Origin of the sequence: Escherichia sp. HH091_1A, assembly GCF_030295175.1 — a bacterium.
Taxonomy (GTDB): Bacteria; Pseudomonadota; Gammaproteobacteria; order Enterobacterales; family Enterobacteriaceae; genus Escherichia; species Escherichia coli_F.
This window is the reverse complement of record NZ_AP025747.1, coordinates 3,404,021-3,417,526: the sequence shown is the minus strand read 5'-3', so window position 1 is coordinate 3,417,526 and position 13,506 is coordinate 3,404,021. Positions and strand designations below refer to the sequence as shown.

Here is a 13,506-nt window from a genome sequence, read left to right as displayed (position 1 = left end):
GCTCATTAATGAGTAGTCAAAATGACTATCAATCAAATGGTCGATATGACAATATCTATAGTCAAATTGACAGTGAGGCAAAGATGAGTTTTTCCGTTGATGTGCTGGCGAATATCGCCATCGAATTGCAGCGTGGGATTGGTCATCAGGATCGTTTTCAGCGCCTGATCACCACGTTGCGTCAGGTGCTGGAGTGCGATGCGTCTGCGTTGCTACGTTACGACTCGCGGCAGTTTATTCCGCTTGCCATCGACGGGCTGGCGAAGGATGTTCTCGGTAGACGCTTTGCGCTGGAAGGGCATCCACGGCTGGAAGCGATTGCCCGCGCCGGGGACGTGGTGCGCTTTCCCGCAGACAGCGAATTGCCCGATCCCTATGACGGTTTGATTCCAGGGCAGGAGAGTCTGAAGGTTCACGCCTGTGTTGGTCTGCCCTTATTTGCCGGGCAAAACCTGATCGGCGCACTGACGCTCGATGGGATGCAGCCCGATCAGTTCGATGTTTTCAGCGACGAAGAGTTACGGCTGATTGCTGCGCTGGCGGCGGGAGCGTTAAGCAATGCGTTGCTGATTGAACAACTGGAAAGCCAGAATATGCTGCCAGGCGATGCCACGCCGTTTGAAGCGCTGAAACAGACGCAGATGATCGGCCTGTCGCCAGGCATGACGCAATTGAAAAAACAGATTGAGATTGTGGCGGCGTCCGATCTCAACGTCCTAATCAGTGGTGAGACGGGAACGGGTAAGGAATTGGTGGCGAAAGCGATTCATGAAGCCTCGCCGCGGGCGGTGAATCCGTTGGTCTATCTCAACTGTGCCGCACTGCCGGAAAGTGTGGCGGAAAGTGAGTTGTTCGGGCACGTGAAAGGGGCGTTTACTGGCGCTATCAGTAACCGCAGCGGGAAGTTTGAAATGGCGGATAACGGCACGCTGTTTCTGGATGAGATCGGCGAGTTGTCGTTGGCATTGCAGGCCAAGCTGCTGAGGGTGTTGCAGTATGGCGATATTCAGCGCGTTGGCGATGACCGCAGTTTGCGGGTCGATGTGCGCGTGCTGGCGGCGACTAACCGCGACTTGCGCGAAGAGGTGCTGGCAGGGCGATTTCGTGCTGACTTGTTTCATCGCCTGAGTGTGTTTCCGCTTTTGGTGCCGCCGCTGCGTGAGCGGGGTGATGACGTCATTCTTCTGGCGGGATATTTCTGTGAGCAGTGTCGTTTGCGGCTGGGGCTCTCCCGCGTGGTATTAAGTGCCGGGGCGCGGAATTTATTGCAACACTATAGTTTTCCGGGGAACGTGCGCGAACTGGAACATGCTATTCATCGGGCGGTGGTGCTGGCGAGAGCCACCCGCAGCGGCGATGAAGTGATTCTTGAAGCGCAACATTTTGCTTTTCCTGAGGTGACGTTGCCGCCGCCAGAAGCGGCGGCGGTGCCCGTTGTTAAGCAAAACCTGCGTGAAGCGACAGAAGCGTTCCAGCGTGAAACTATTCGCCAGGCGCTGGCACAAAATCATCACAACTGGGCTGCCAGCGCACGGATGCTGGAAACCGACGTCGCCAACCTGCATCGGCTGGCGAAACGTCTGGGGCTGAAGGATTAAATAATCCCGGCCTGATAGAAATCCTGCAGGTTAATTGCGCCGGTAAGTTTGCCGTTTTCATCCACCACTGGTGCGGCGGTGATTTTGCGCTTCATCAGGATCTCTTTGGCGTCGATGGCGCGACTTTGCGATAGCAACGTCGTGCCGCCTGCCGTCATCGCTTCATTAACTGGCGTGGTGAGTGCACCGCCGCCAACCAGCCAGCGACGTAAATCCCCGTCGGTAAAGACGCCTTTCACCAGTCGTTGATCGTCGCACACGGCTACCAGTCCCAGACCGGTGCGACTGAGTTCCAGCATCGCATCCATCACGCTGGCGGTTAACGCCACCTGCGGGATGGCGTCATCACGGCGCATCAGATGATGCACTTTGTTCAGCAAGCGAGCGCCCAGTGCCCCAGCTGGGTGGGAGCGGGCAAAATCTTCTTCATTAAATCCGCGCGCCTGCATGACCGCCATCGCCAGCGCGTCGCCCATCATCAGGGTATTGACGGTGCTGGAGGTCGGCGCAAGGTGCATCGGGCAGGCTTCGCGTTCTACAGAGATATCCAGCACCGCTTTCGCCGCCAGGCCCAGCGGTGATGTCGGTTTACCGGTCATCGCCAGCAGCGCGATAGATTTGTCTTCCAGACGCGGAATAATCAGATCCAGCTCCTTTGCGCCACCAGAGTAAGAGATAAACAGCATCACATCGCGGCTTTCAATCATCCCCAGGTCGCCGTGCAGTGCCTCTGCCGGATGAACAAAAAAGGCAGGTGTGCCGGTGCTGGCAAGCGTTGCGGCGATTTTCTTACCAATGTGGCCCGATTTGCCAATTCCCGAAACCACCACTTTGCCTTCGCAGTGCAGGATGATATTGGCGGCGCGAACAAAATCATCGCCCAGACGTTCTGGTAAACGGCTTGCTTCCTGCAACTCCAGCATTAACGTCTGACGCCCCGCGTTCAGTAGTGCTTCACTCATTGCTCTCTCCGGTTATGATCACGTCGATCCCTTTTTCTTCCAGCGCCTGACGAAACGCCGGATCGATACCTGCGTCGGTAATCAGCTTATCGACGCTTTCAAGACTACAAACCACGTTGGGGCTTTTACGGCCAAACTTCGATGAGTCAGCCATCAAAATAACTTCGCGCGCGGCATTACACATTGCTTTACTGACGGTATAGACCTCGTTGAAGGTGGTTACGCCTGCATTGAGATCGATGCCGTCGGTGCCCATAAACAATTTATCGAAGCTGAAATGTTCGAAGGCATTCTCTGCCAGCTGCCCGTGAAATGAGGCCGATTTTTTACGAAATGTGCCGCCTGGCATCAGGATAGTTTGTTCGTTATCCAGTTCGGATAGCGCATTGACGATGTGCAGGCTGTTGGTCATCACCGTGATGTTATTAAAGCGCGAGAGCAGAGGCACCATCTGTAATACGGTACTGCCAGCATCAAGAATGATTGAATCGCCATCATGGATAAAACTGACGGCAGCTTCTGCAATCAGCTCTTTCTTGCGGGTGTTGATGAGCGTTTTATGATCGATAGGTGGATCGGATTCCTCTTTATTTAACACCACGCCGCCATAGGTACGAATGACGGTTCCAGCATGTTCCAGAATGACCAGATCTTTGCGAATGGTTGTGCCTGTGGTGTCAAAGTATTGCGCCAATTCTTCAACCGAGCATTTCCCCTGCTTTTGCAGGTACTCCAGAATGGCGGCCTGACGCTGACGAGGTTTCATGGGCGTGATTACCTGATTTAGGTTTCAAAATGATAACTTCGCAAGCAAGTAACATTCACAACGAAATTATCCACGTTTCAGTTTAAGCGCCAATGATAGAGCATTCTGTGATAGTGGATCATGGGGAAAGATCACATCGGGCTGTAAATCAGCAGAATGCATGCCCGTAATTGCGGGAATTTTTTGCGGTCGGGCGAAGACAGTCAGTCCTTTCATAAACAAGGTGTCGACGATGCGCTGCTGATCGTCCAGGGCGATGGCGACCACGACCCGCGGTTTAAAGCGCCCGCTGGAACGGCCCACGCCAACCCGCCCTTGCTGGCATAGTGTGTCGAAGGCACGGTTAAAACGAGAAATTTGCCAGCCGCCTAAGGCCAGTTGCGCACACCAGGCGATAACGGCGACGGTGATGAGTGCGGATACCATAACTTTTCCTTAATGTAGTGGCGGAAGTCCTGTAGGCCTGATAAGCGTAGCGCATCAGGCATTCTATTAGTCTCGCGGAGATCCTTAACGGATCTCCGCTGTTGATCAGAACATCACCTGACCGCCGGTGACATTGATCGACTGACCAGTGCAGTACGATGCCTTTGGACTGGCGTAGAACAGCAGCATATTCAGCACATCCTGATAATCGCAGCCGCGTTTGAGCGGTACTTTATCGATGTAATACTGCTCGACTTGATCCGGTTTGATACCTAGCTTGGTCGCGTATTGTGGCAACAGTGACTGGAACATCGGCGATTTCAGCAGATTACCGAGCATTAGTGAATGCACCGTAATGCCGTACTCCGCCAGATCCAGAGCCAGTGATTGAGTCAGTCCGACGCCACCAAATTTCGCTGCGCTGTAGCCAGAGTTGTGTTTGCTGCCCACTTTGCCGGATTTCGAGTTGATCTGAATAATGCGCCCCTGAATGCCGTCGCGGATCATCAAACGCGAGAATTCACGCGCACACAGGAAATAACCCACCAGATTCACTTGTAGCGAACGATCAAAATCGCCGAGCTGGAAGTCGCTGATAAAGGCTGCTTTTGCTATTCCGGCGCTGTAGACCAGTAAATCCACGCGACCAAAGATTTCATCTACCCCACGAGAGAGCGCCAGCACGCTCTGCTCGCTGGTGGCGTCAGCACCAAAACCATACGCCATACCTTCACCATATTCGGCGTTAATTTCTTGTGCCACATTTGCGGCTTTGTCGCTCTGAATATCGACAACCGCTACGCGATACCCCTCGGCAGCCAGACCGTGGCACAGGAACGCGCCTAAGGTTTGCCCACCACCGATGACAACGGCAACCTGATTCATTTTTTACTCCTTAACAGATTCAAACTTCAAAACCGATCCCGGCGCGATATCGTCGGGTACAGGGCCTGCCACATGGACAGTGCCCGGAAATTCCGCTTCGCTTAAACCATCGAAGCGCAGGGTGACATGACCCAGTTCGCGAAGGTTGTCTTCCGCCACGCTGCCAACGGCGGTCACCGGATAGCGATGCTGCCCGAGTGAAAATTGCAAACCGGGATGGAGTGCACCTTTCAACTCGCCGTGGCAATGAATGAAGCAATACTCTTCGAGATCCGCAGGCGCGCCTTCACGAAAGGTGATGAGCATCTGGTCGCTGAGAGCGTCAGTGGCACTCGCGCCGATACGGGTGATGGTGGTCTGATAAATAACGGTCATGTTTCAGCCTCTATTGATAGATAAAACCGGAGACAAACCATGCGATCAGTACAGTTGGCGCGCCGGTTAAAAAGCGGCTCACCAGTACAGAAGGGACACCGACGCGAACCGTGTCCTGACGGGCTTCCGCCAGCGACAAACCGACCGGGATGAAGTCGCAGGCCGCCTGCGCGTTGATGGCAAACAGTGCAGGTAAAGCCAGATGCGGCGGAATATTGCCGAGACCAATCTGCACGCCAATCAATACGCCGATAACCTGTGCGATAACTGCGCCAGGGCCGAGAAAAGGTGAAAGCAGCGGGAAGGAGCAGATGAGCGCCAGCATGACCAGACCCAGTGGATGGCTCGCCAGCGGAGCAAGACCGTGGGCAATCCAGTCACCAAGGCCAGAAGCCATAATGATGCCAATGAGCGCCGAGACGAACGCCATAAACGGCAGAATGGTTTTTAATACAGTGTCGATGGTGTCACGGCCAGATTGAAACAGCACGGCAACGGCAGAACCCATACCCATTCCCACCTTCGCCAGTAAACCATCGCTTTGTTCGGTGATTTTCTTGCTGGTGTCATAGTCACGGCCCACGGAAGAGGGTTGTGGTGTCGCATCACCCACTACAGTGATGTTTTCTTCTTTCACGCCAGAGACATAAATATCTTCCACAATGTACTGCGCCAGTGGACCGGACTTGCCCGTCGAGTGGATATTAATGGTGGGAATACGCCGTTTCGGATAGATGCCGCAGCGTAATGTGCCGCCACAGTCGATTACCGCGACACCAATTTCTTCCTCCGCAGGTTCACCTTCTTTAAATCCGTCGATAGCCTGCCAGCCAGTAAGCTGTGCCAGTTTGTCGACAATCGCAGGCCGGGTACCGGCGGTGATATAGACAATTTTTTTGCCCGGCGTGGCTTCCAGCTCAAGCGGGCCGCCCCAGCCACCCGTTCCTTTTTCGATCCGAATACGCGTCATGATGTTGCTCCTGCCAGGTGAACTTTTTGTTCAAGTTGAATGCCCATCTTTTTCTCAAAAATAGCGGTGGTTAGATCGGTTACCCAGCCGCGGAAGAAGTTGGTGACCAGACCAACCAGCAGATAGCTTACCGCCAGTGGGCCAAGTGGCAGATTCAGTGTTGTCAGACCGCTGGCAATTCCGAGATAAACAAACAGTTCGCCAGGGTTGATATGGGGGAAGAGGCCATTCATTGAGTGACAGCTATAAGAGGCCGCCGCGTAATAGCTGGGTTTGTACTTTTCCGGCATAAAGCGACCCAGGCTTAAGGTCATCGGATTGCAAAAGACAAACGTGCCAATGCACGGTAACAGCAGGTAACGGGAAACAGGGTTACCGGCGCAACGTTGAGCAAAACGTTCAATACGATGCTGACCGATAAAATTAATCAGTGCGTTCATGATAACCAGCAGGCTAATCAACAGCGGAAGAATGCCGGTCACCATCCCGGTAAACACCTCTCCGCCCTTTTGGAACAGCCCGATAAACCACTCTGCACCATGAGTAATGGTTTCTATCATTGTTCTCTCCTTCAGGATTTATTGTTTTATTACCAAACGGCAACCTAATATAATCAGATTGAAAGATTTAAAAGTGTTATTTTGATCGCAAAATGAAAGATAAATATTTTAACTTGAAAGTTTAAATGAAAGGATAGCGAGGAGAATGAGTTGAGTTATGTAAAGTCCGTATCGGGCAGTGACTACCGCTTCCTTGTGCGGGGCGTGATGCTTTACCATACTTGCCCCTGGTTGAATCTGTTAAATGGACCCCTCATGTTCAAGCGTCGTTATGTAACATTGCTTCCCCTTTTTGTGTTGCTTGCCGCCTGTAGCAGCAAGCCAAAACCTACTGAGACTGAAACGACCACCGGAACGCCGTCTGGCGGCTTCCTGCTTGAGCCGCAGCACAATGTGATGCAGATGGGCGGCGATTTCGCTAACAACCCGAATGCCCAGCAGTTCATCGACAAAATGGTGAACAAACACGGTTTCAATCGTCAGCAGTTGCAGGAAATTCTCTCCCAGGCGAAACGTCTGGATTCGGTATTGCGGCTGATGGATAACCAGGCACCAACCACATCGGTGAAGCCGCCATCAGGTCCGAACGGCGCATGGCTGCGTTATCGCAAAAAATTTATTACGCCGGACAACGTGCAAAACGGCGTGGTTTTCTGGAATCAGTATGAAGATGCGCTGAATCGTGCGTGGCAAGTGTATGGCGTACCGCCAGAAATCATCGTCGGGATTATCGGCGTCGAAACTCGCTGGGGACGCGTGATGGGGAAAACTCGTATCCTCGATGCGCTGGCAACGTTGTCATTTAACTACCCACGCCGCGCGGAGTATTTCTCTGGTGAGCTGGAAACCTTCTTGCTGATGGCGCGCGATGAGCAGGACGATCCGCTCAATCTGAAAGGTTCCTTTGCCGGGGCGATGGGCTACGGTCAGTTTATGCCATCGTCTTATAAACAATATGCAGTGGATTTTAGCGGCGACGGGCATATCAACCTGTGGGATCCGGTTGATGCCATCGGTAGCGTGGCGAACTATTTCAAAGCGCACGGCTGGGTGAAAGGTGATCAGGTTGCGGTGATGGCAAACGGTCAGGCTCCAGGCTTACCGAATGGCTTCAAAACCAAGTACAGCATTTCACAACTTGCTGCAGCTGGACTAACGCCACAGCAGCCGCTGGGCAATCATCAGCAGGCCAGCTTACTGCGCCTGGATGTTGGCACCGGTTACCAGTACTGGTACGGTTTGCCGAACTTCTACACTATCACCCGTTACAATCACAGCACCCATTACGCAATGGCCGTCTGGCAGTTAGGACAAGCCGTGGCACTGGCGCGCGTTCAGTAACTCTTTGCAAGAGGGGGGTTAAACTTCCCTCTGTTTTCTTACTGTTTATTCGAATGACGTAATTGCTTGATTTTTTTCGACAGCGATATCGCATATCCCAGGCAGACAACGCCTAACGCAGCCTGACCGAAGTCGAAAGGTTCAAGGTAGCCAGAAGATAAAATTTTACATATCACTGAAACCAGTGCACCGATGCCACCAATGATGACCCAAATACGCATTTGCGTGGTTTGTTTAAGCGCGTTTTGTGGCGTGTTATCCGTTTTCTTTGTTGCCATTGCTATTCTCTCCCTGTGAATACATATCAATGTGAACGCGGCATGGTAGCGCTTTTTCTTTACCGACTGGTCGCAACAGTCTTTTTCCGGAACGCAACTCGTAAAATGAATCGCTCGTCCCCATCTTCTGCGGGAAAGTGCTATCTTGTCCGGCATATATTTTTTGACTGACTGAGGTTGTGATGATTGACAGTGAACTGATGCAGTTAAGCGAACAGGTAGGGCAGACGCTGAAAGCCCGTGGCGCAACCGTAACAACTGCCGAGTCTTGTACCGGCGGTTGGGTAGCGAAAGTGATTACCGATATTGCCGGTAGTTCCGCCTGGTTTGAACGCGGATTTGTCACCTACAGTAACGAAGCCAAAGCGCAGATGATCGGCGTACGCGAAGAGACGCTGGCGCAGCATGGCGCGGTGAGCGAACCCGTCGTGGTGGAAATGGCGATAGGCGCACTGAAAGCGGCTCGTGCTGATTATGCTGTGTCTATCAGCGGTATCGCCGGGCCGGATGGCGGTAGTGAAGAGAAACCTGTCGGCACTGTCTGGTTTGCTTTTGCCACTGCCCGCGGCGAAGGCATTACCCGCCGGGAATGCTTCAGCGGTGATCGTGATGCGGTGCGTCGTCAGGCTACTGCGTATGCATTGCAAACCTTGTGGCAACAATTTCTACAAAACACTTGATACTGTATGAGCATACAGTATAATTGCTTCAACAGAACATATTGACTATCCGGTATTACCCGGCATGACAGGAGTAAAAATGGCTATCGACGAAAACAAACAGAAAGCGTTGGCGGCAGCACTGGGCCAGATTGAGAAACAATTTGGTAAAGGCTCCATCATGCGCCTGGGTGAAGACCGTTCCATGGATGTGGAAACCATCTCTACCGGTTCGCTTTCACTGGATATCGCGCTTGGGGCAGGTGGTCTGCCGATGGGCCGTATCGTCGAAATCTACGGACCGGAATCTTCCGGTAAAACCACGCTGACGTTACAGGTGATCGCCGCAGCGCAGCGTGAAGGTAAAACCTGTGCGTTTATCGATGCTGAACACGCGCTGGACCCAATCTATGCACGTAAACTGGGCGTCGATATCGACAACCTGCTGTGCTCCCAGCCGGACACCGGCGAGCAGGCACTGGAAATCTGTGACGCTCTGGCGCGTTCTGGCGCAGTAGACGTTATCGTCGTTGACTCCGTGGCGGCACTGACGCCGAAAGCGGAAATCGAAGGCGAAATCGGCGACTCTCACATGGGCCTTGCGGCACGTATGATGAGCCAGGCGATGCGTAAGCTGGCGGGTAACCTGAAGCAGTCCAACACGCTGCTGATCTTCATCAACCAGATCCGTATGAAAATTGGTGTGATGTTCGGTAACCCGGAAACGACTACCGGTGGTAACGCGCTGAAATTCTACGCTTCTGTTCGTCTCGACATCCGTCGCATCGGCGCGGTGAAAGAGGGCGAAAACGTGGTGGGTAGCGAAACCCGCGTGAAAGTGGTGAAGAACAAAATCGCTGCGCCGTTTAAACAGGCTGAATTCCAGATCCTCTACGGCGAAGGTATCAACTTCTACGGCGAACTGGTTGACCTGGGCGTGAAAGAGAAGCTGATCGAGAAAGCGGGCGCGTGGTACAGCTACAAAGGTGAGAAGATCGGTCAGGGTAAAGCGAATGCGACTGCCTGGCTGAAAGACAACCCGGAAACTGCGAAAGAGATCGAGAAGAAAGTACGTGAGTTGCTGCTGAGCAACCCGAACTCAACGCCGGATTTCTCTGTAGATGACAGCGAAGGCGTAGCAGAAACTAACGAAGATTTTTAATCGTCTTGTTTGATACACAAGGGTCGCATCTGCGGCCCTTTTGCTTTTTAAGTTGTAAGGGTATGCCATGACAGAATCAACATCCCGTCGCCCGGCATATGCTCGCCTGTTGGATCGTGCGGTACGCATTCTGGCGGTGCGCGATCACAGTGAGCAAGAACTGCGGCGTAAACTCGCGGCACCGATTATGGGCAAAAATGGCCCGGAAGAGATTGATGCCACGGTAGAAGATTACGAGCGTGTTATTGCCTGGTGCCATGAACATGGCTATCTCGATGACAGCCGATTTGTTGCGCGCTTTATCGCCAGCCGTAGCCGCAAAGGCTACGGTCCGGCGCGTATCCGTCAGGAACTGAATCAGAAAGGTCTTTCCCGCGAGGCGACAGAAAAAGCGATGCGTGAATGTGACATCGACTGGTGTGCACTGGCGCGCGATCAGGCGACGCGAAAATATGGCGAACCTTTGCCAACTGTCTTTTCAGAAAAAGTTAAGATCCAGCGTTTTCTGCTCTATCGCGGCTATCTGATGGAGGATATCCAGGATATTTGGCGAAATTTTGCCGACTGAACGCATACGGTATTTTACTTCCCAGTCAAGAAAACTTATCTTATTCCCACTTTTCAGTTACCAGCCCGGCGGTTAAGACACGCTGTCGCTGGTGGCGATATTTCGTTAGCTTGATTTCAGGATAATTATGAGCAAGAGCACCGCTGAGATCCGTCAGGCGTTTCTCGACTTTTTCCATAGTAAGGGACATCAGGTAGTTGCCAGCAGCTCCCTGGTACCCCATAACGACCCAACTTTGTTGTTTACCAACGCCGGGATGAACCAGTTCAAGGATGTGTTCCTTGGGCTCGACAAGCGTAATTATTCCCGCGCTACCACTTCCCAACGCTGCGTGCGTGCGGGTGGTAAACACAACGACCTGGAAAACGTCGGTTACACCGCGCGTCACCATACCTTCTTCGAAATGCTGGGCAACTTCAGCTTCGGCGACTATTTCAAACACGATGCTATTCAGTTTGCATGGGAACTGCTGACCAGCGAAAAATGGTTTGCCCTGCCGAAAGAGCGTCTGTGGGTTACCGTCTATGAAAGCGACGACGAAGCCTACGAAATCTGGGAAAAAGAAGTAGGGATCCCGCGCGAACGTATTATTCGCATCGGCGATAACAAAGGTGCGCCATACGCATCTGACAACTTCTGGCAGATGGGTGACACTGGTCCGTGTGGCCCGTGCACCGAAATCTTCTACGATCACGGCGACCACATTTGGGGTGGCCCTCCGGGAAGTCCGGAAGAAGACGGCGACCGTTACATTGAGATTTGGAACATCGTCTTCATGCAGTTCAACCGCCAGGCAGATGGCACGATGGAACCGCTGCCGAAGCCGTCTGTAGATACCGGTATGGGTCTGGAGCGTATTGCTGCGGTGCTGCAACACGTTAACTCTAACTATGACATTGACCTGTTCCGCACGCTGATCCAGGCAGTAGCGAAAGTCACTGGTGCGACCGATCTGAGCAATAAATCACTGCGCGTAATCGCTGACCACATTCGTTCTTGTGCGTTCCTGATCGCAGATGGCGTAATGCCGTCCAACGAAAACCGCGGTTATGTACTGCGTCGTATCATTCGTCGCGCAGTGCGTCACGGTAATATGCTCGGCGCGAAAGAAACTTTCTTCTACAAACTGGTTGGTCCGCTGATCGACGTTATGGGCTCTGCGGGTGAAGACCTGAAACGCCAGCAGGCACAGGTTGAGCAGGTGCTGAAGACTGAAGAAGAACAGTTTGCCCGCACTCTGGAGCGCGGTCTGGCGCTGCTGGACGAAGAGCTGGCGAAACTTTCTGGCGATACGCTGGATGGCGAAACTGCTTTCCGTCTGTACGACACCTACGGTTTCCCAGTTGACCTGACGGCTGATGTTTGTCGTGAACGCAACATCAAAGTTGACGAAGCTGGTTTTGAAGCAGCAATGGAAGAGCAGCGTCGTCGTGCGCGCGAAGCCAGCGGCTTTGGTGCCGATTACAACGCAATGATCCGTGTTGACAGTGCATCTGAATTTAAAGGCTATGACCATCTGGAACTGAACGGCAAAGTGACCGCGCTGTTTGTTGATGGTAAAGCGGTTGATGCCATTAATGCAGGCCAGGAAGCGGTAGTCGTGCTGGATCAAACGCCATTCTATGCGGAATCTGGCGGTCAGGTTGGCGATAAAGGCGAACTGAAAGGCGTTAACTTCTCCTTTGCGGTGGAAGATACGCAGAAATACGGCCAGGCGATTGGTCACATCGGTAAACTTGCTGCGGGTTCTCTGAAAGTGGGCGACGCGGTGCAGGCTGATGTTGATGAGGCTCGTCGCGCTCGTATTCGTCTGAATCACTCCGCAACGCACCTGATGCACGCTGCGCTGCGCCAGGTTCTGGGTACTCATGTATCGCAGAAAGGTTCACTGGTTAACGACAAAGTGCTGCGCTTCGACTTTTCACACAACGAAGCGATGAAACCAGAAGAGATTCGTGCAGTCGAAGACCTGGTGAACGCGCAGATTCGCCGTAACTTGCCGATCGAAACCAACATCATGGATCTCGAAGCGGCGAAAGCGAAAGGCGCTATGGCGCTGTTTGGCGAGAAGTATGATGAGCGCGTTCGCGTGCTGAGCATGGGCGATTTCTCCACCGAGCTGTGTGGCGGTACTCACGCCAGCCGCACCGGTGATATTGGTCTGTTCCGCATCATCTCTGAATCGGGTACTGCTGCAGGCGTTCGTCGTATCGAAGCGGTAACCGGAGAAGGCGCTATCGCCACCGTTCATGCAGACAGCGATCGCTTAAGCGAAGTCGCACATCTGCTGAAAGGCGATAGCAATAATCTGGCTGATAAAGTGCGTTCAGTACTGGAACGTACGCGTCAGCTGGAAAAAGAGTTACAACAGCTTAAAGAACAGGCTGCCGCACAGGAGAGCGCAAATCTTTCCAGTAAGGCAATTGATGTTAATGGTGTTAAGCTGTTGGTTAGCGAGCTTAGCGGTGTTGAGCCGAAAATGTTGCGTACCATGGTTGACGATTTAAAAAATCAGCTGGGGTCGACAATTATCGTGCTGGCAACGGTAGCCGAAGGTAAGGTTTCTCTGATTGCAGGCGTATCTAAGGACGTCACAGATCGTGTGAAAGCAGGGGAACTGATTGGTATGGTCGCTCAGCAGGTGGGCGGCAAGGGTGGTGGACGTCCTGACATGGCGCAAGCCGGTGGTACGGATGCTGCGGCCTTACCTGCAGCGTTAGCCAGTGTGAAAGGCTGGGTCAGCGCGAAATTGCAATAATATAAGCGTCAGGCAATGCCGTGGACTCGCTTCACGGCATTCGCATTAACGCTATCGACAACGATAAAGTCAGGTTGAAGTTGTGTATATCGGCTAAACTTAGGTTTAACAGAATGTAATGCCATGACTGCTTACATGTAATGTGTTTGTCATTGCTTACTTTTTGGCGTTATATGATGGATAATGCCGGGATACAGA

General features: G+C 52.7%; 14 protein-coding genes. 6 read left to right on the top strand and 8 right to left on the bottom strand.

What is annotated here, in order from left to right:
- Positions 1 to 83 precede the first annotated feature (83 nt).
- A complete protein-coding gene (gene norR, locus QUF14_RS17280; protein WP_000010744.1) occupies positions 84 to 1,598 on the top strand; it encodes a nitric oxide reductase transcriptional regulator NorR in 1,515 nt (504 codons plus the stop codon).
- Here norR and gutQ read toward each other — a convergent pair.
- The 7 genes from gutQ to srlA all read right to left on the bottom strand — a co-directional run bounded on the left by gutQ (position 1,595) and on the right by srlA (position 6,542).
- On the bottom strand, positions 1,595 to 2,560 hold the full coding sequence (gene gutQ / locus QUF14_RS17275; protein ID WP_001287422.1) for an arabinose-5-phosphate isomerase GutQ: 966 nt from the start codon (positions 2,558 to 2,560) through the stop codon (positions 1,595 to 1,597). The two genes, norR and gutQ, sit on opposite strands and share 4 nt — an antisense overlap.
- The gene (gene srlR / locus QUF14_RS17270; RefSeq protein WP_000804558.1) at positions 2,553 to 3,326 is read right to left on the bottom strand and encodes a glucitol operon DNA-binding transcriptional repressor SrlR; all 774 of its coding nucleotides are present in this window, start codon (positions 3,324 to 3,326) and stop codon (positions 2,553 to 2,555) included. The genes gutQ and srlR overlap by 8 nt, the downstream gene beginning before the upstream one ends.
- 66 nt (positions 3,327 to 3,392) lie before the next feature.
- Positions 3,393 to 3,752, bottom strand: coding sequence for a transcriptional regulator GutM (gene gutM, locus QUF14_RS17265; RefSeq protein ID WP_000252910.1), 360 nt, complete (start codon positions 3,750 to 3,752; stop codon positions 3,393 to 3,395).
- Between the two features lie 105 nt (positions 3,753 to 3,857).
- Entirely contained in the window at positions 3,858 to 4,637 is a 780-nt protein-coding gene (gene srlD, locus QUF14_RS17260) for a sorbitol-6-phosphate dehydrogenase (RefSeq protein ID WP_001077342.1), read from the bottom strand.
- A gap of 3 nt (positions 4,638 to 4,640) precedes the next feature.
- Positions 4,641 to 5,012, bottom strand: coding sequence for a PTS glucitol/sorbitol transporter subunit IIA (gene srlB, locus QUF14_RS17255; protein ID WP_000216203.1), 372 nt, complete (start codon positions 5,010 to 5,012; stop codon positions 4,641 to 4,643).
- 10 nt (positions 5,013 to 5,022) lie between these two features.
- Complete coding sequence (gene srlE, locus QUF14_RS17250; protein ID WP_000196939.1) at positions 5,023 to 5,982, bottom strand: PTS glucitol/sorbitol transporter subunit IIB; 960 nt, start codon at positions 5,980 to 5,982, stop codon at positions 5,023 to 5,025.
- On the bottom strand, positions 5,979 to 6,542 hold the full coding sequence (gene srlA, locus QUF14_RS17245) for a PTS glucitol/sorbitol transporter subunit IIC (protein ID WP_000573321.1): 564 nt from the start codon (positions 6,540 to 6,542) through the stop codon (positions 5,979 to 5,981). Before srlA ends, srlE begins: the two co-directional genes overlap by 4 nt.
- A gap of 255 nt (positions 6,543 to 6,797) precedes the next feature.
- Here srlA and mltB point away from each other — a divergent pair, with 255 nt between their 5' ends.
- Positions 6,798 to 7,883 (top strand): lytic murein transglycosylase B, encoded by a 1,086-nt coding sequence (gene mltB / locus QUF14_RS17240; protein WP_012311623.1) that lies wholly within the window; start codon positions 6,798 to 6,800, stop codon positions 7,881 to 7,883.
- 38 nt (positions 7,884 to 7,921) lie between these two features.
- On the opposite strand, the gene QUF14_RS17235 is transcribed toward mltB, so the two are convergent.
- Positions 7,922 to 8,161, bottom strand: a complete 240-nt coding sequence (locus tag QUF14_RS17235; protein WP_000201677.1) for a hypothetical protein — start codon at positions 8,159 to 8,161, stop codon at positions 7,922 to 7,924.
- A gap of 182 nt (positions 8,162 to 8,343) precedes the next feature.
- Between QUF14_RS17235 and pncC the strand changes: the two genes are divergently transcribed.
- The 4 genes from pncC (at position 8,344) to alaS (ending at position 13,308) form a co-directional block, all read left to right on the top strand.
- Positions 8,344 to 8,841, top strand: coding sequence for a nicotinamide-nucleotide amidase (pncC, locus tag QUF14_RS17230; RefSeq protein WP_001354923.1), 498 nt, complete (start codon positions 8,344 to 8,346; stop codon positions 8,839 to 8,841).
- 79 nt (positions 8,842 to 8,920) lie between these two features.
- On the top strand, positions 8,921 to 9,982 hold the full coding sequence (recA, locus tag QUF14_RS17225) for a recombinase RecA (RefSeq protein ID WP_000963143.1): 1,062 nt from the start codon (positions 8,921 to 8,923) through the stop codon (positions 9,980 to 9,982).
- Positions 9,983 to 10,049: 67 nt separating this feature from the next.
- Positions 10,050 to 10,550, top strand: a complete 501-nt coding sequence (recX, locus tag QUF14_RS17220) for a recombination regulator RecX (RefSeq protein WP_000140517.1) — start codon at positions 10,050 to 10,052, stop codon at positions 10,548 to 10,550.
- A 127-nt stretch (positions 10,551 to 10,677) separates the two neighbouring features.
- Positions 10,678 to 13,308, top strand: coding sequence for an alanine--tRNA ligase (gene alaS, locus QUF14_RS17215; RefSeq protein ID WP_000047200.1), 2,631 nt, complete (start codon positions 10,678 to 10,680; stop codon positions 13,306 to 13,308).
- Positions 13,309 to 13,506: the final 198 nt, after the last annotated feature.

Excerpts from the sequence above, each read along its gene's own strand:
- mltB (WP_012311623.1), top strand. The coding sequence starts at position 6,798 with ATGTTCAAGCGTCGTTATGTAACATTGCTTCCCCTTTTTGTGTTGCTT.
- recX (WP_000140517.1), top strand. The coding sequence starts at position 10,050 with ATGACAGAATCAACATCCCGTCGCCCGGCATATGCTCGCCTGTTGGAT.
- srlB (WP_000216203.1), bottom strand. The coding sequence starts at position 5,012 with ATGACCGTTATTTATCAGACCACCATCACCCGTATCGGCGCGAGTGCC.
- QUF14_RS17235 (WP_000201677.1), bottom strand. The coding sequence starts at position 8,161 with ATGGCAACAAAGAAAACGGATAACACGCCACAAAACGCGCTTAAACAA.
- srlE (WP_000196939.1), bottom strand. The coding sequence starts at position 5,982 with ATGACGCGTATTCGGATCGAAAAAGGAACGGGTGGCTGGGGCGGCCCG.
- alaS (WP_000047200.1), top strand. The coding sequence starts at position 10,678 with ATGAGCAAGAGCACCGCTGAGATCCGTCAGGCGTTTCTCGACTTTTTC.
- recA (WP_000963143.1), top strand. The coding sequence starts at position 8,921 with ATGGCTATCGACGAAAACAAACAGAAAGCGTTGGCGGCAGCACTGGGC.
- srlD (WP_001077342.1), bottom strand. The coding sequence starts at position 4,637 with ATGAATCAGGTTGCCGTTGTCATCGGTGGTGGGCAAACCTTAGGCGCG.
- pncC (WP_001354923.1), top strand. The coding sequence starts at position 8,344 with ATGATTGACAGTGAACTGATGCAGTTAAGCGAACAGGTAGGGCAGACG.
- norR (WP_000010744.1), top strand. The coding sequence starts at position 84 with ATGAGTTTTTCCGTTGATGTGCTGGCGAATATCGCCATCGAATTGCAG.
- srlA (WP_000573321.1), bottom strand. The coding sequence starts at position 6,542 with ATGATAGAAACCATTACTCATGGTGCAGAGTGGTTTATCGGGCTGTTC.
- gutM (WP_000252910.1), bottom strand. The coding sequence starts at position 3,752 with ATGGTATCCGCACTCATCACCGTCGCCGTTATCGCCTGGTGTGCGCAA.
- srlR (WP_000804558.1), bottom strand. The coding sequence starts at position 3,326 with ATGAAACCTCGTCAGCGTCAGGCCGCCATTCTGGAGTACCTGCAAAAG.
- gutQ (WP_001287422.1), bottom strand. The coding sequence starts at position 2,560 with ATGAGTGAAGCACTACTGAACGCGGGGCGTCAGACGTTAATGCTGGAG.